Here is a 15854-nt window from a genome sequence, read left to right as displayed (position 1 = left end):
TGTTCCGCAGGCGGGGCACCCACCCGGTGCAGGCGGCGTGAAACGGGATGTTGTCCGAGCCGCAGGCGAGTTTCGTCCCGTTTAGCCGGCCAGCCGTTGGTGGGTCGCCGAGGGACAAAGCACTAGCCTTTTGCTTCCTTTTGGGCAATGCCAAAAGGAAGGACAAGCCCGGGAGGGCGCGGCAGTAGAGAGCTACAACTAAAGTATTTAGCCTAGGATAGCTTTTATGTAAAAAATAAAAGAACGTTTTGAGTAGCGAGAGCAGAACTGAATTAAAAATTCATATTATGCCGAGTCACGACAAACAACGTTCACAGGAGCGAAACGTATGTAAAACGACTAATGTAATTGAAGTCCCCAAAGAGGGAAGGGTTAGACACCTAATGTTGCAATAAATACTTTCCATTACTTAATGTAATGAAACACAATATATATTTGTGCAGTTTTTATTACTTTTGAATTAAAAGAGCCGAAAATACAGAATGTAAACAGAATCTATTTATAAACTTACACAAAAACTGACTATATGCATTTTCAATATTATATAATCCTCTGTTTGTTTTTCTTCTTTTCCTGCCATACCAAGTCACAGGAGAAAGCGTCTGTAGAAGAAAAACAAGGGAATGATAACGTTGAAAAATTAAAACCCTATCCGGACATAAAGAAAGATGCTTTGGAAAAAAGGAATACATTCAGGGAACTTTATAATAAAAGCGGCAAGCAAAAACAGGACAGCATACTGGCAGAGGCACAGCAATACCTGCTAGCCGTCTCCGATGATTTCTTCCGGTCATGGTACAATACCCCGTGGACTTTTCATGGACATAGCCAGACACCGAAAGAGGGCAGCATCGCCTGCGGATACTTTGTGACAACAACTTTGCGTGATATGGGATTCAATATCCCGCGTATAAAATGGGCGCAACAAGCATCCGAGTATATGATAAAGAAAGTGACAACCGACATCAAACGCTTTCAACAAAAGCCGATGAAAGACGTTATAGACTATATCGAAGCCAAAGGGAAGGGACTGTATATCGTTGGACTCGACTCGCATGTAGGGTATATTTATTATACCAGCAGTAAAATGTCCTTTGTGCATGCGAACTACTACAGGCCGCAAATAGGTGTAATGTCCGAACCCCTGATTGGACGCAATCCCTTGAATGACTCAAAGTACAGGGTTATAGGTAAAATATTAGACAGGGAAATGGTGCGAAACTGGATACTAAACATACCTTATTCTGAATAAAAGTAGATCTAAATGTTAATGCCCGAAGAAGGAAATAAACAGTTTTTATCGAAGGGAACACTCTGGTTGATGGCAATCGGAGCAGGACTTGTCGTTGCCAACAATTATTACAATCAGCCGTTGTTGGGCATGATTGCCAGAGAGTTTGGGCAATCGGAGTCGGCAACAAGTAAAGTCGCCATGTTTACCCAGATAGGCTATGCCGCCGGACTGCTGCTTATCATTCCGTTGGGAGATATGTTCCGGCGCAAGAAGATTATCCTTATCGACTTTGTATTCATCCTGCTCTCATTGCTCGTGTTTGCACTGAGCAAATCACTGATTGTAATGATTGTGGCAAGTTTCTTTATAGGATTAACGTCTGTAGTCCCTCAGATATTTGTTCCCATAGCCGCCCAGTTGTCAAAACCCGAAGAGAAAGGGCGGAATGTAGGGATCGTGATGAGCGGATTGCTGATAGGAATACTTGCCTCACGGGTATTTAGCGGATTAGTAGGAGACTGGCTGGGTTGGAGAAGCGTATTCTTTATCGCTGCCGGATTTATGGTTGTGATGGGAGTTCTTATCGCATGGCTGCTGCCGAATATGAAACCGACTTTTGATGGCACTTACGGGCAGTTGATGCGCTCTATCGTGCGATATACCAAAGATATTCCCAGCCTGCGGCTGGCATCGCTGAGAGGCGCTTTAGGCTTTGCTTCATTTTCCGTATTCTGGACGACGCTAACTTTCAGGCTCGAACAGGCACCATTTTTTCAAGGAAGCGACGTCGCCGGTTCACTGGGGTTATTCGGTATAGCCGGGGCTTTGGCAGCTTCTCTTGTGGGACATGCTTCGGGTAAAGTGGATAAAAACAAACTGATAGCCATAGCTATCTTCCTGATGATCCTTTCGTGGACGATATTTGGCGTAGGTGGAAGTTCGTATGCCGGATTAATCGCGGGTATCCTAATTCTGGATATGGGGCTACAAGCTATGCATGTTACCAACCAAACAATCGTATTCTCTTCACATCCCGAAGCTTCGAACCGCCTGAATACCGTCTATATGGTTTCCTATTTTGTCGGAGGCTCGGTCGGCACTTTGATTGGCGGCAAGGCGTGGGGTGCATACGGCTGGGGTGGAGTTGTTGTTACAGGCATATCCTTTGTTATTCTATGTCTGATTATACATTTATTAATATGTAACAAGCAGAAATACAAAGAATAATAGTTATCTTTGCAACTATTATTAAGATAAATACCCAGATGGAAACACAAATACCTGAAAGAATTTACCGTGAAGAACCGTTGCCGGATATAGCAGAAATCCGGAAATTCATCAAGTCGAAGAAGGCTGTAAAAGCTTTCGATACATTACTTGAATTCCTTGATAATAACTATAATTTTGAGCAGGAAATCTATTTTGGAGGGAAAAAATTTGGCGTGATGCTGCGATACCGTAAAAACGGAAAGACATTAGTGTCTATTTTCCCCGAAAAGAACGCTTTCTCAATTATCCTTATTTACGGCAAAAAGGAAGTCATTCTATTCAATGCTCAACGGGAATCGTTCGATGCTTACTTTACGGAAATTTTTGATAATACACCACAGCTTCACGATGGCAGATGGATGCTGATAACGATAAAAGATGAAACCCTTTTGCCCGATCTGGCAAAGATGATAATGATTAAGAAGTCGATAAAGAAAGAGAACCGGAATGCCTGAAAAGGACTGTCATTGCAGAACAAGCCCACAATGACAGTTTGAATAATTCCTATAAGTTCAGGTTACTTCCTTTCGGATATTTTACACTATAACTGATCTGATAGACTTTCGTTTCCCCGGCTTTTAGTTCTTCTTCCCATGTGATAACGCCTACATCTTCTTTATTGGCTGTCCAGGGGGTGGTATCTTTGGTTATTAGTTCCACTTCTATATTCTTCTGTGTAGAAATCGGATACTGGTCTTTCAATACCATCTTTACAGGCTTATTCTGGTTGTTCTTCACAGTCAGCTTATAGGTAAAGACCTGCTTGACATCATTTCCTAAGAATTTGGTGCTGCTGTAATCCTGCATCTTTTCGCGCTTCACAGGCACGCGTTTATCTGTGCCAAGGGTAAGGGTTAGTTTTTCGTGCGTAGAGCGTGCATCGATGAACGATTCGCCCACATAAGTGCCATCGTATGTAATATTGGCTTTTCCACTCAACAGGTTCAACCTTTCCCAATTTGATATTTCGGCCAGTAAGTATGTCTCGGTATCGAGCCTTGGGGCGCAGTAATACTTATATTCCGCCGGAGTTTCTTTGGTTTGCAGGTCGATTGTTTGTTCTTTCCCGTTACCCGGTATCGTATATGGCATATCGATATCGTAAACCATATTCAGTTCATTTTCCGTTTGGGTAACAAAGTCGTCCATACTGCTTTTCAGCGTAACTAATATAACTCCGTTTGAGGCACGCGCACCATAGATAGAGGTGGCTGAGGCATCTTTCAGCACTTCTATATTTTCAATGGCATTCGGGTCGATGGATTGGAAATAATCTGCATCTACAGGCTCGCCATTTAATATATACAAAGGAGTTTGAGATCCAGTGACCGAAGACTCGCCTCTGATTTTAATATTATTGGCCGCTCCCAGTTGTTCGTCAGCCTTTTTTATTTGTACACCCGCAACACGTCCCTCGAGCATCATTGCCGGACTATCTTTATATGAATAACTGTTCTGAATCATGCTGCTATTTATACGTGGCTGAGGCCTGTAGTTTTCGAGGAACCATGCGCTGAACAATGGAGCAACCTTTCCATTGCTGGGGGTGGCAGTAGACAGGGTAAGGCTGACTTTTTCCCAATCGAGCCCGGTAGTCTGGCGGACTTTCGACTTGGCTATCATTTTTATAGGCTTATCTGTCGATTCTATATTTACATCGTAAAAAGGCACCCAATTGGCCGCGGATGTATAATAAGAGATTGTGAAACCGCAAGTGTTTGCCAAAGGGGAGGATAGGTTCAGCTTAAGGATACCCGAAGTCTTATTGTTTTTCAGGGATTCCTGGCTCAGTTGTTTGTTCAGGCGTGCTATAGCAATGTCACAATCGCTTTTTTTCTTGTTGTTCGCTGATTGTGTAGCCTGCAGTTCTGCCGATTTTGTTTTATAGTAATCCATCGTTTTCACCAGTTCATCTATTCCCAGCCCTTTCTCCGAACCGGCTACGTTTTTATCCGTACCCTTTTGCAGCAGTGCTATCAGGTTTGTTGTAATATTTATATCGGTATTCACCTGCTCCAGCTTTTTCCGGTAAAAATCAATTGAATCCTGTAGCTTTTTGGTAACAGGGCTTGCCGATTTACTTTCGGCAAGGAAGTCAACGGAAAACTCATAAGCTGAAACAATAACCCCATTTGAGGTTTTTATTTTCAGGCTGTTCTTGTCAATATTGGGGCTCAGTCCCTCAATATAAATTTCATTTTCTCCTTTGGTCAATGCATACGATGCCGAATGTGTCAGTTCCGCTCCCTGAAAAAATACGGTAGCGTCATTCAGCTTTGACTTCACTGTTTTCTTATCCTGCGCAAAGGCACTATATGAGAAGCATAATAACAAAGCTGTTAAACTCAGTAGTTTTGTTTTCATAAGATTTATTTTTAGAGTCTGTTTACATTTTATAGCAAATCTTTTTTATAGCTATTTTTAGATGGATTTTATCATTTTTGCTAGCCGAACCAACGGTCAGCGGAGCTAATTAGCGGGCTAAACCAAGAGTAAAAAGGGAATTGAAAATCGGCGGAGCCAAATAGACGCTAAAAAGAGCATAAAAAAAATTGCTAAGAACTATTGACCAGAACCTGTAATAAAAATTTTCGCTAAAATTGAAACAGGCTCTTAGTCTTTCTTTTTCAAATGTATCGATTTATATTATAACATTTCTGGCAGAATGTGTAAAAGTTGCTTGTGAGTTGGTAAACACATCAAATGAAAGAACGAATCTATATAAATAAAATCTGCGGATTGGAATAATCCGCAGATTCTGTTTTACGGGAGGATTGTTCCTCTTTTAGTAAAATATCTGAACAAGACTTTATAAGTTTTTTAGTATTTTATATTACGAAGTCGTCTCCACTTTTTAGTCTGTGTTGAAAAAATTAAGATGAGTTCTACTACTCAATTGTTTATAATTTTATGAATTTCAAATAAACAGAAAAATAAGAAACTGTTTAAATTTTATTCGTTCCAATTTTTAGAGATGTTTTAGAGATGTTTTTTTCTTTCTTGAAACGATAATAGCGGGCTATTTGAGTTGAGAGAAAGGAAAAAAGAGCCAAAAACAGACTAAAAATGAACGAAGAAAAAGATATAATAAAATATTCGTATAAAATTTAAACAGTTTCTAAAGCTATTAATGAGGTATGACCAGTATCATATTGTCTTTTACTCTTTCCCTCATCAAAACAGGGTTGATTGCAATAAGTTTTTCTACGGATACATTATTCGCCACAGCGACATCATAAATGGTCTCACCCTCCTTTACCACATACGTTTTATCTCCAAAAACAGGAATTTTGATAGTCTTACCTATATGGAATGTTTTTTCGTCCAGACCCGGATTTGCCTCTTTTACGTCATTCACCGATACTTTATAAGCTTTTGAAACAGAATACAGGGTTTCATTTGTCTCGATAAGGTGGTGGTTGTATCCTGTAAGAGGTTTATGCCGGAGCGAGAGCCTGTCGCCAGCTATAATTCCCCGCCGTGCTTCGGGATTTAACTTGTACACTTCTTGCACCGAAGTGTGGTATGTGGCAGCAATAGCGTGAATGGTTTCGCCCGAGGCTACAATATGAGTGATAATGCCATCTGTTATTATTGGTTGTTGAATGGCAGATACTTGCTGTGCACACAGATAGCCGGTATAACCGGTTATTAGCATTAATGTGAGGAAGAATTGTTTTAGTTTCATGTTGGATGTTATTTAGTAAACTACTGGACCTGTAGTAGGGAGACGATCGCCCTATTAATATTAATACTATCTTGTAAAAGGCGGTAATAATATTTAAGAGATAGTAAAAATTAAATTAAGATGCTTGTTTTTTATTTTTTGTACCTGTTGTCTTTATTACTTTGTCTTTTCCGGTTTTGTAGTTAGTTATATAATCTCTTCATTAGATAAAAATAAACTGACTAATAAGAATCAGTTGGTAAAATTGCGTGCTAGTTGTATGTTTATATTCTCTTCCAAGTAATTTGCATAACGAAAATAATACATTAGAATCAATCTAAAAAGACTTTTTTGTGTTTTGGGCGCAAATATGTAATAAAAGCACATGTATTGTGAATAAATAATAAAGGTAAATGTATATACAGGCCAAAAAGCAAATAAAAAAAGACTCCAGTCAATAAGATTCTGACTAAAGTCCTTTATATGTACCAATAATTACGGCTAAAGGGCCGTAGCGATAAAATACAAACAAACCTTATATAAACCTGATGATCCAGGCAAATTATCCACTTATTTATGTGATCGTCCCAGATAATAGGAAATAATCAGGGAACCCACCTGCATTCCCATCAATAGCCAGAATGCATTCCTTCTTCTGTTCTTACGCTTCAATGCTTTCAGTTCAAGGACTTGCTTTTCACTTATTGGTTCATATTCATAGTCTTCCATATTCTTTACTTTTAATGTGTTATTGTTATACAACAAAGTAAGCTGCCATTTTGCTCACATCATTCTGATAATTTATAACAATTACCATATCCACAACTCTTTATTTCCGATATAGGGATAAATACAATCAAGTAAATCATCCACCAGATTCATCTTTTGCTCATCTTCATCCTTTTCCATATATTTCAAATGTAAACGATGAATCGTATCATAAGCTTCTTTCCGGTCTCCACCCTCTTCCTTAAAAACGGGCGATCAGATCCCATCCTTTGCTGAATTGCTCCCCATAATCATCATAATTATGTACCTCTTTGCAAAGTTCCTCTATGCTTTTATACAAGAAGTCAGCATTCATCACTTGACCAGAATTGCAATAAGGGCTACAGGCACGGCAAACATGGCTACGTTGAGTATTTTTTTGCCTACAGGTTTCTTCTTGTTTCCAGCGATGCCCGAACCCTGATAATATGTTTCAAGATCCTGATCGAAGTCCTGATTCCAGAATTCCTTGGTAGTAGAATCAGGAAAATAAAATAACTCCTGACAGAAACCGCTCAGCCTTCTTTTTCTTAGCTGTTTCTTCTCTACAAAACCTTTAAATTCCACATCGCAGAAGTAGGAAATTTCTTCCTCTTTACCAAACTCGTCAATTGCACGGAAGCGGTAGAATGTATAGCAATCCGACATATAGTACTTGCCGGCCACCTTTTTGAATGAGAACCGTCCTACTTTCCGCATTATTTTGATTTGTTTTCCCATATATCTCTTGTATGGCTGGTCGGCCAGGACGGAGTCGATCGATTCTATTTCCATAGAGGCGATTGTCATGTCGTCCTTGTTTATCAGTATTTCCCCTCTTGCCCATCCGTCGCGGCCTTCGAGCGGCTCTATCTGCAAAATAATGAGAGAACTGTCGGATGTAAAAGAGCGTGTTGTCTCGTTATTCACACTTTTGCCGAAAGTGAAAAGGTGTGACGCGTGATACTCCGCCCCGTACAGTTCCGAAGTAGGGGTTTCGGTTCTTTGCATCCGCTTTATATCTATAATATTGAACACATAAGGCACCCGCTCTTTCTTTATATTCTTTTTCAGATCTTTTTCACTGAGCGTAGTCGTATATTTCATATATATTTCATTCTGCAACGTATCAGTTGTTTTTGTTTGCAGAAAGTGCAGGAGATAGCCCAGATGAAGATCCAGTAAGAGTTTCCTCTTCGTGTTTTCCATAGCCTCATCAAGTAGAGCGTCGGCATCGCCCGGACTGATCACAATCGGGTTGAGTGACACAGGATTTAACTCTAATGTGACAACAGGGTTGGAAGCGAGTGTACTTCTTGGTATGGATTTAGCCCTATAGCCGATACACTGAAAGTGAATAACGTCTTCGCTGGTTGCAGGGATTGTATATTTCCCATTATTATCGGTGTTGTAATAATCGCGGGAAGTAGCACCATATTGCACGATGACATCAGAAACAGGTTTCCTACTGTCTTTATCAATCACTGTACCCTGTATCGGAGCCTGCGCATAGAAACAGACAGGAGTAAAGACCAGAAGGAATAACAATACTGCATTTCTCATATAATAAAGTTTGTTGGTATTTAAGCAGGAAATATACGCTTATTTATTAACATATCCAGGTGTTCACACCCTAAAAAACTTCTCGTTGAGAGGAGGCAAAAGCCTGTCATTCCATACCTCACACGGAATTCCCCAAGGAACAAGACTGAGAGGTATGTGCGGCAATAACCGGAGCCATCTTATCCGGAACACTATTTTTAATCAGAATATACATTTTCATAACAAACAGACAGTAAAAAGTATTTAACTAAAACAAATTCACATCTTTTAGCCCCCAATTCGGTAAATGTACATTCTATTTTTGTACCTTTGTCCCTCAATTATTAAAAATCTATATTATATAGCATTTTTTAATAAATAGGCTAAACCATAAAACTATCTATAGCTATCATGGCCATACTATATCAGGCTGAGGAAGTGAAATTTCCTGCTATAAAAAAACGAGAAACTACGAACTGGATAAAACTGGTTGCCGCCTCTTATGACAGGAAGGTTGGCGATATTGCTTTTGTTTTCTGCTCGGATAAAAAGATTCTGGAGGTAAATAATCAGTACCTGCAACATGATTATTATACAGATATAATAACCTTCGACTATAGCGAAAATAAAACCATTTCGGGCGATATATTTATCAGTACGGATACCGTAAAAAGCAATTCGGAAAAGTTTAAAACGGATTATAATGAAGAACTTCATCGTATTATTATACATGGGGTACTCCACTTGTGTGGCATCAACGATAAAGGCCCCGGCGAAAGAGAATATATGACCGAATGTGAAAACAAGGCATTAAAAATGTTGGAGGTATAAAAGTCGTGCAAAAGTATCTCGGTAAATTATACTATATAGTACCTGTCCTTTGCCTTTTTCCGTTTTTTTCGGCACCTCTGGCTTTGTTCCTGGGTATTTTGCTCGCTGTTTTTTACAAGGGGGAAGAAGTCGCAAAAACGGGTAAGCTGACCAAGTATCTGTTGCAGGCATCCATCGTATGTATGGGATTCTCGATGTCGGTACACGATGTCATCCAGACCGGCAAAACCGGTTTTATGATTACTATAGTGTCGGTTGTGGTAACCGTTTTGGCCGGTATCGGATTAGGGCGGTTACTGAAAGTCGGTAAAAATACGACCATGCTCATTTCCAGCGGAACGGCAATCTGCGGAGGCAGTGCCATTGCTGCGGTTGCGCCAGTATTGGGGGCTAAGAACAACGAGATCAGTTTTTCTCTTGCTGTGATATTTGTGCTGAATGCAGTCGGGTTATTTATATTCCCGGTTATAGGGCACTTGCTGCAAATGGATCAGATTCATTTCGGATACTGGGCAGCTATTGCCATTCACGACACCAGTTCTGTTGTGGGCGCATGTTCCGCTTATGGCGAACAGGCTCTGCAAGTAGGGACTACAGTAAAGCTGACGCGTACGCTTTGGATTATTCCGCTAGCGTTATGTATAGCTTTTTTTAATAAAAATAAAACCTCAAAAATAAGTATACCGTGGTTTATTTTCCTGTTTGTTGTCGCCATTATCATTGGGAATTATATTCCCGGCATGGCCGAAACAAACGGACACCTTAGCTGGCTCGGCAAAAAAGGAATGATGGTTTCCCTGTTCTTTATAGGAGCCTCTATCAACCTCGAAGAAGTGAAAAAAACAGGCCTTAACACTTTTCTTCTGGGTATTATTCTCTGGTTTGTAATAGCTATATTATCTTTATACTGGATTAAACTAATGTTTTGATGAATAAAATTGTAGACAAAGAGTATTTCTCTGAAAACGTAGTCAAGTTTGAGGTTGAAGCACCTCTTATCGCAAGAAGCCGCAAAGCCGGACACTTCGTCATTGTACGTGTCGGCGAAAAAGGCGAGCGCATACCTTTAACCATTGCTGCATCCGACCTTAACAAAGGAACTATCACTATTGTTATTCAGGCTGTAGGAGCTTCTTCGAAAAAAATTTGTGACCTGAATGTAGGCGATTACATTACCGATGTAGTGGGACCGCTGGGACAGGCTACACATATCGAAAATTATGGAACTGTTATCTGTGCCGGAGGTGGTGTGGGTATTGCCCCCATGCTTCCGATTATAGAAGCGATGAAAAGAGCAGGCAACAGGGTTATATCTGTCCTTGCTGCGCGCAACAAAGATTTGGTAATACTTGAAAAACAAGTTGCCGAATATTCGGACGAAGTGATCGTAATGACCGATGACGGCTCGTACGGGCACAAAGGGTTGATAACAAACGGAATCGAAATGGTAATCAACCGTGAAAAGGTAGACCTGTGTGTAACCATCGGCCCTGCTATTATGATGAAATTCGTTTCGTTGCTGACACAGAAATACAACATACCTACAATGGCCTCGCTGAACACCATCATGGTGGACGGAACAGGGATGTGTGGCGCATGCCGTGTTACGGTAGGCGGAAAAACGAAATTCGTCTGTGTCGACGGGCCTGAGTTTAATGCACACGAAGTAGACTTCGATGAAATGCTGATGAGATTGAAAGCATATAATTAGCCCTTCCCAATTCCCCTTGGGGGAGGCTTAGGGTAACTACAGCAAGAGAATAAATGAAAGTGAGAAGTAAAACAATTATTAACCAATAAAAATATCCTCTCAGTAACCTCTCCTTGGGGAGGTGGAAGGGGCTCAAAAATATGACCGAACAAGAATATATACAGGCACGCAGAAGTGAACCGTGGAGAGACGAACTCCGTAAAAACATGAAAGCCAAAGAACGTGGAGAACGTGCACGGGTACACATGCCTGAACTAGACGCCGAATACCGGAGTCATTCATTGAAGGAAGAAGTAAACTTGGGCTTGTCAGCCGAGCAGGCTGTGTATGAAGCTGCACGCTGCCTCGACTGCGTCAACCCTACTTGCATGGAAGGATGCCCGGTAGGAATACAAATCCCGTCTTTTATAAAAAACATAGAGCGTGGCGAATTTCTCGAAGCAGCCAAAGTGCTGAAGGAAACAAGCGCCCTGCCTGCTGTTTGCGGACGTGTATGCCCACAGGAAAAGCAGTGCGAGGCAAAGTGTATCTACATACAAAAGATGAAAAAAGAACCGGTGGCTATCGGTTATCTGGAACGCTTTGCTGCCGACTATGAACGCGAAAGCGGGCAGATTGCCGTACCGCAACTTGCCCCGTCTAATGGCATCAAGATAGCTGCTGTAGGTTCAGGTCCTGCTGGTTTAGCTTTTGCCGGAGATATGGCAAAGTTGGGCTATGATGTAACTGTATTCGAAGCACTGCACGAAATCGGAGGTGTACTGAAATATGGTATACCAGAATTCCGCCTTCCAAACGAGATTGTAGATGTTGAGATAAATGTACTCCGCAATATGGGAGTTAAGTTTGTCAACAACTGCATCGTAGGTAAGACCATTACGCGTGAAGAGTTGCTGGACGAAGGATTTAAAGGCATATTCGCTGCCAGTGGCGCGGGGCTGCCTAACTTTATGAATATACCGGGAGAGAACCTTATCGGAGTAATGTCATGTAATGAGTTCCTTACCCGCGTCAACCTGATGGACGCCTCTAATCCTGAGAGCGACACTCCTGTACAGATGGGTAAGAAAGTAGCCGTTATCGGAGCCGGAAATACAGCGATGGATGCTGTACGTACGGCCAAAAGGCTTGGAGCGGAGAAAGCATATATCGTCTACCGCCGCTCGGAAGAAGAAATGCCGGCACGTATAGAGGAGGTAAAACATGCTAAGGAAGAAGGAATAATATTCCACACACTACATAATCCTCTTAAATATGAAGGAGATGAAAACGGACGCGTTCAGCGTATGCTTCTGCAAAAAATGGAACTGGGCGAGCCGGATGCTTCGGGACGCCGCAAGCCTGTACCTATCGAAGGGGCTACCGAATGGTTCGATGTAGACCAGGTAATTGTCAGCGTGGGTGTATCTCCTAATCCGTTGATTCCTTCTACCTTCAAAGGGCTTCAGGTATCTAAATGGGGAACTATCATCGTCAACCAGGACACGATGCAGTCTGACCTGCCGGATGTATACGCCGGAGGCGATATCGTACGTGGTGGCGCCACTGTGATCCTTGCCATGGGAGACGGACGCAAAGCCGCGGCTGCGATGGATAAGGCGCTGAAAGAAAGCAATCTATAAGGATTTATTATAAAAGGAGGGAGCATCGGGTTCATTGCCTGATGCTCCCTCCTCTTTTATGGTCAAGTTTAGCGTAAAGAATCCGGAACCGGTTAGTCAAGTATTCCCTCCGGCATCAGTAGGGAAGGGAATAATACACAATCAGCTCCCTTATTCGTATTTTCATCTTTCAAACTCAAAGTATAAACAGGAGACGAAGACATTTTCAGATCGTCCTTTTTATCATCCCAACCAAGTTCGTAAAAGGCGTTCAGTATCACAAGGGTGCTACCTAGTGTTTCTCCCATATTAAACTTATAAGTCATATCACCATTTGTTAAATCTGTATAGCTAAAGGAAAGATAAGGAGTATTATTTTCGACCGAAAAATTGTAATTCCCCTTTTTCATTAGAGTAAGCTTATCTTGTGTTTGATTCATTGAAAAAATATAGAAGTCTTTGTCTTCATTTTTAATAAGGTAAAAACAATAACTCCCGTCAAACAACGGATGTTCACTACTCGATAACTTATTAGCAATATAAGTATCTGTTATTTTCACCTCTAGTTTAACTCTGTCGCCGGTCAGATTATCTGTTACCTGAACAACTGTTTTCCCTTTCTTTTTCCCATATATTTTTATATCTCCCGAAGCCGGATATCCTTCAACAATGGCAGGAGACGCTGTCAGGATATCATTATCTTCAACAGTAACAGTATAATCCTGATTCCCCGAACGAATAGTTATATATTCAATAAGTCCAATCCTTGCTTCGTAATAATCTTTTTCGAAAGTAAGAGGGTAAGTTTTTTTTTCGTCCTTATCATCACAGGAGCAAAATATAATACCAATCAGTAGTGTCAGAAAAGGTAATTTTTTCATTCGTTTTTTATTTAGTTAAGTTAGCTTCTTATGTTAATGATGCAATATCAGGAATTAATGTTGCATCTATGTAAAAATATATGTTTCCCCCTCTTCTTTGAGTACAATTATATCCGGGCATACAAGCAGTAAAGATAAGTGAAAATCACAACCATTCGATTAATCACCAATTACTTTTTTTTGTGTATTTTTAACAATGTTCTGAAAAAATCATCATAAAATATAAAGAAATAATGTACATTTGTCAAAAGAGAATTTCACAATCAACATGAATATAATATGGAACTTGAAAACATTAATGAAAGGAGCAAAGTAGTTCTATTGCTGGCACATCCCGGCCTTGACGAATCCGAGGCTAATAAACAGTTGCTTGAAGCTGTTTATAATCCTGCCGATGTGCTTTTATTTAATCTGTATGGCGGAAAGGAATATAGTGTAACAGAATGGGCCAACATAATGACGAAGGCTTCATTTGTTATATTCCAGTTCCCTTTTTACTGGATGTCGGCACCGGCTAAGCTCAAGGAGTGGCAAGACGCAGTATTGAATACGCTGGCTAAAACACCTGCCGTTTCAGGAAAACCTTGCATGGTGGTAACTACAACCGGATGGAGCCAGGAGTCATACAGGGCCGGAGGAAAAATAGGCTTTACCGTAGATGAACTATTACGTCCTTATCAGGCCGGATTTACATATGCGGGCATGGTGTGGAAAACCCCTTTGGTAGTGTATGGTGTGGGTACGCCCAATTCGGCAAAAAATATTTCCATCGGTGTTGAGCAATACAAGAATATTGTAAATCAATATATACAGACCTCTCAGGAGATATGGTAATGGTTACGTGATAGCCAAAATATTATATTAAAATAAGAAAAGTAGTTTGTGGATTACATAAACTACTTTTTTTATTCCCGATCAAATAGGACTTTGCATTTTATCCTGTAATAATTATCTAATTGGAGTATTCTTTGTAATAATTAGAAAGGAAAAAGTAAGAAAGAGTGCTTTTTTTACACCTTAACACACTCTTACAGTGTCGATCAAGAAACATACATCTATTATCATCTATAATATCAAAGAGCATATTATAAGATAATTTTTATAGATAAAGATGACAGTAGCAAGGTTCGGGAAGTAATATTTTTATTCTTATCTTTAGAGGCACATTCAACACACAAATGAAAAGAACTATAATCATTTTAATAATTATATTAGTCGCGGCCAGTTGTAATCAGGCAAGCAAAAACAATGCGGACGAAACGACAGATACTATATGCGAAGGAGCACCTGCAAACGAGACATTCAATACGATCTTACAACAATTAGGTCTGGAATGCAAAGACTGCTATCTGGAATTTGTATCGGAACAAACTGTACCCGCAAATGAAGACCTTACAATCTGGGTAATTCCAAAAATAATTTCTCTTGAAAAAGATAACTATAATAACGAATCATTCAGCTTAGATTGTTATGTTTTGCTTGCTGATACGAAAACGGGAAAAGTGGTAAGCCGTCATTACACCCCGGACGCTTATAGTTCAGATGCTTATATGCTGACAGGTATTGGGATTGACACACTCGATTACCGATTGAACGACAATAAGATAATATTTGGTATCAGCTCAGGATATAATGGCAGTTCAGGTGTTAACCCCAGCGGTCATCGTTCTCGTGAGTTATTTGTTCAGCAAAACGATTCGCTGTTACCTGTTTTGAGTTATACTGCCAGAGAATACCGTGGCGAAAATGACGGGGGCGCGAACGGCAATGGCTGGTTTGAAGAATATAACACACGGTTGGTAGCTACAGACCACAAATCCAATGGCTTTCCCGACCTTACCTTGTTTACTGATTACAAATTTGAAGAAAGCGAACAGAATGAGGTTGTAAGAGACAGCATATCATCCGATTCTATACAATTATTCCGTTATACCACAAACACATATAAAGGTGTTAAGAAAATAGAAGGGACAGTCTGTGAAGAAATAAGAGATGGATACGGCAAAAAAAAGTGTTACTATTTTGGAAAAACACTGGCGGAAGTTTATCAAATCATTTATAAAGAAAATGAAAACAGTTTACAACGATATATGCAACCGGAATTACCTTCAGAAGACCTTGAATATAAAATGATAACACATGAAGACGTTGACTCTTTAACCATTAATTACAATTACAAAAATAAGAAAAATCTGAATTTGGAATTTTCGACGGATATGGGCGTGGAATATTGCATTTTCAATGAAAAAGAGAATTGTACGATTTTTATCTATGATTATCACGATTAATAGAGATCAACAACATATTCCGGACAATGTAGGGGGCGAAACAACTATTATTGATGACCTAATAAACAAAACAAAAACAGCAA

Annotated in this window: 14 protein-coding genes; 9 read left to right on the top strand and 5 right to left on the bottom strand. The window is 40.2% G+C overall.

The features are described 5' to 3' along the window. The first annotated feature begins 526 nt into the window (after window positions 1-526). The 3 genes from D0T84_RS12335 to D0T84_RS12325 are packed head-to-tail and all read left to right on the top strand — an operon-like array spanning window position 527 to window position 2958. Entirely contained in the window at window positions 527-1252 is a 726-nt protein-coding gene (locus D0T84_RS12335) for a hypothetical protein (RefSeq protein WP_163308180.1), read from the top strand. An 18-nt stretch (window positions 1253-1270) separates the two neighbouring features. Beyond that, window positions 1271-2461 (top strand): MFS transporter, encoded by a 1191-nt coding sequence (locus D0T84_RS12330; protein WP_163308191.1) that lies wholly within the window; start codon window positions 1271-1273, stop codon window positions 2459-2461. A gap of 38 nt (window positions 2462-2499) precedes the next feature. Further along, a complete protein-coding gene (locus D0T84_RS12325; RefSeq protein WP_163308179.1) occupies window positions 2500-2958 on the top strand; it encodes a DUF3788 family protein in 459 nt (152 codons plus the stop codon). A gap of 49 nt (window positions 2959-3007) precedes the next feature. On the opposite strand, the gene D0T84_RS12320 is transcribed toward D0T84_RS12325, so the two are convergent. From D0T84_RS12320 to D0T84_RS12310, 4 genes are all read right to left on the bottom strand, one after another. Then, entirely contained in the window at window positions 3008-4867 is a 1860-nt protein-coding gene (locus D0T84_RS12320) for a DUF4139 domain-containing protein (RefSeq protein WP_163308178.1), read from the bottom strand. Window positions 4868-5630: 763 nt separating this feature from the next. Then, complete coding sequence (locus D0T84_RS12315; protein ID WP_163308177.1) at window positions 5631-6191, bottom strand: LysM domain-containing protein; 561 nt, start codon at window positions 6189-6191, stop codon at window positions 5631-5633. Window positions 6192-6740: 549 nt separating this feature from the next. Then, complete coding sequence (locus tag D0T84_RS22440) at window positions 6741-6899, bottom strand: hypothetical protein (protein ID WP_185155733.1); 159 nt, start codon at window positions 6897-6899, stop codon at window positions 6741-6743. A 354-nt stretch (window positions 6900-7253) separates the two neighbouring features. Then, window positions 7254-8480: a carboxypeptidase-like regulatory domain-containing protein gene (locus D0T84_RS12310; RefSeq protein ID WP_163308176.1), complete on the bottom strand. Its 1227-nt coding sequence runs from the start codon at window positions 8478-8480 to the stop codon at window positions 7254-7256. Between the two features lie 390 nt (window positions 8481-8870). Between D0T84_RS12310 and ybeY the strand changes: the two genes are divergently transcribed. The 4 genes from ybeY (at window position 8871) to gltA (ending at window position 12623) form a co-directional block, all read left to right on the top strand. After that, entirely contained in the window at window positions 8871-9290 is a 420-nt protein-coding gene (gene ybeY / locus D0T84_RS12305; protein WP_163308175.1) for an rRNA maturation RNase YbeY, read from the top strand. 5 nt (window positions 9291-9295) lie between these two features. Then, window positions 9296-10219, top strand: coding sequence for a putative sulfate exporter family transporter (locus D0T84_RS12300; protein WP_163308174.1), 924 nt, complete (start codon window positions 9296-9298; stop codon window positions 10217-10219). After that, entirely contained in the window at window positions 10219-11001 is a 783-nt protein-coding gene (locus D0T84_RS12295) for a sulfide/dihydroorotate dehydrogenase-like FAD/NAD-binding protein (protein ID WP_163308173.1), read from the top strand. Before D0T84_RS12300 ends, D0T84_RS12295 begins: the two co-directional genes overlap by 1 nt. Before the next feature lie 140 nt (window positions 11002-11141). Then, complete coding sequence (gltA, locus tag D0T84_RS12290; protein WP_163308172.1) at window positions 11142-12623, top strand: NADPH-dependent glutamate synthase; 1482 nt, start codon at window positions 11142-11144, stop codon at window positions 12621-12623. A 92-nt stretch (window positions 12624-12715) separates the two neighbouring features. On the opposite strand, the gene D0T84_RS12285 is transcribed toward gltA, so the two are convergent. Next, on the bottom strand, window positions 12716-13483 hold the full coding sequence (locus D0T84_RS12285; RefSeq protein ID WP_163308171.1) for a hypothetical protein: 768 nt from the start codon (window positions 13481-13483) through the stop codon (window positions 12716-12718). 279 nt (window positions 13484-13762) lie between these two features. Between D0T84_RS12285 and D0T84_RS12280 the strand changes: the two genes are divergently transcribed. Both D0T84_RS12280 and D0T84_RS12275 read left to right on the top strand, forming a co-directional pair. Then, complete coding sequence (locus D0T84_RS12280; RefSeq protein WP_163308170.1) at window positions 13763-14317, top strand: NAD(P)H-dependent oxidoreductase; 555 nt, start codon at window positions 13763-13765, stop codon at window positions 14315-14317. 344 nt (window positions 14318-14661) lie between these two features. Next, on the top strand, window positions 14662-15771 hold the full coding sequence (locus tag D0T84_RS12275; RefSeq protein WP_163308169.1) for a hypothetical protein: 1110 nt from the start codon (window positions 14662-14664) through the stop codon (window positions 15769-15771). The last annotated feature ends 83 nt before the right edge of the window (window positions 15772-15854 follow it).

Origin of the sequence: Dysgonomonas sp. 521 (assembly GCF_010501055.1) — a bacterium.
Lineage (GTDB): Bacteria > Bacteroidota > Bacteroidia > Bacteroidales > Dysgonomonadaceae > Dysgonomonas.
The sequence above is the reverse complement of the archived record's forward strand: the minus strand, read 5'-3'. Positions and strand labels throughout refer to the sequence as shown.

Bases quoted from the DNA above. Each gene is read 5' to 3' on its own strand.
- D0T84_RS22440 (WP_185155733.1), bottom strand. From the start codon at position 6,899: ATGGAAGACTATGAATATGAACCAATAAGTGAAAAGCAAGTCCTTGAA.
- gltA (WP_163308172.1), top strand. From the start codon at position 11,142: ATGACCGAACAAGAATATATACAGGCACGCAGAAGTGAACCGTGGAGA.
- D0T84_RS12330 (WP_163308191.1), top strand. From the start codon at position 1,271: ATGCCCGAAGAAGGAAATAAACAGTTTTTATCGAAGGGAACACTCTGG.
- D0T84_RS12280 (WP_163308170.1), top strand. From the start codon at position 13,763: ATGGAACTTGAAAACATTAATGAAAGGAGCAAAGTAGTTCTATTGCTG.
- D0T84_RS12325 (WP_163308179.1), top strand. From the start codon at position 2,500: ATGGAAACACAAATACCTGAAAGAATTTACCGTGAAGAACCGTTGCCG.
- D0T84_RS12320 (WP_163308178.1), bottom strand. From the start codon at position 4,867: ATGAAAACAAAACTACTGAGTTTAACAGCTTTGTTATTATGCTTCTCA.
- D0T84_RS12310 (WP_163308176.1), bottom strand. From the start codon at position 8,480: ATGAGAAATGCAGTATTGTTATTCCTTCTGGTCTTTACTCCTGTCTGT.
- ybeY (WP_163308175.1), top strand. From the start codon at position 8,871: ATGGCCATACTATATCAGGCTGAGGAAGTGAAATTTCCTGCTATAAAA.
- D0T84_RS12295 (WP_163308173.1), top strand. From the start codon at position 10,219: ATGAATAAAATTGTAGACAAAGAGTATTTCTCTGAAAACGTAGTCAAG.
- D0T84_RS12315 (WP_163308177.1), bottom strand. From the start codon at position 6,191: ATGAAACTAAAACAATTCTTCCTCACATTAATGCTAATAACCGGTTAT.
- D0T84_RS12285 (WP_163308171.1), bottom strand. From the start codon at position 13,483: ATGAAAAAATTACCTTTTCTGACACTACTGATTGGTATTATATTTTGC.
- D0T84_RS12275 (WP_163308169.1), top strand. From the start codon at position 14,662: ATGAAAAGAACTATAATCATTTTAATAATTATATTAGTCGCGGCCAGT.
- D0T84_RS12335 (WP_163308180.1), top strand. From the start codon at position 527: ATGCATTTTCAATATTATATAATCCTCTGTTTGTTTTTCTTCTTTTCC.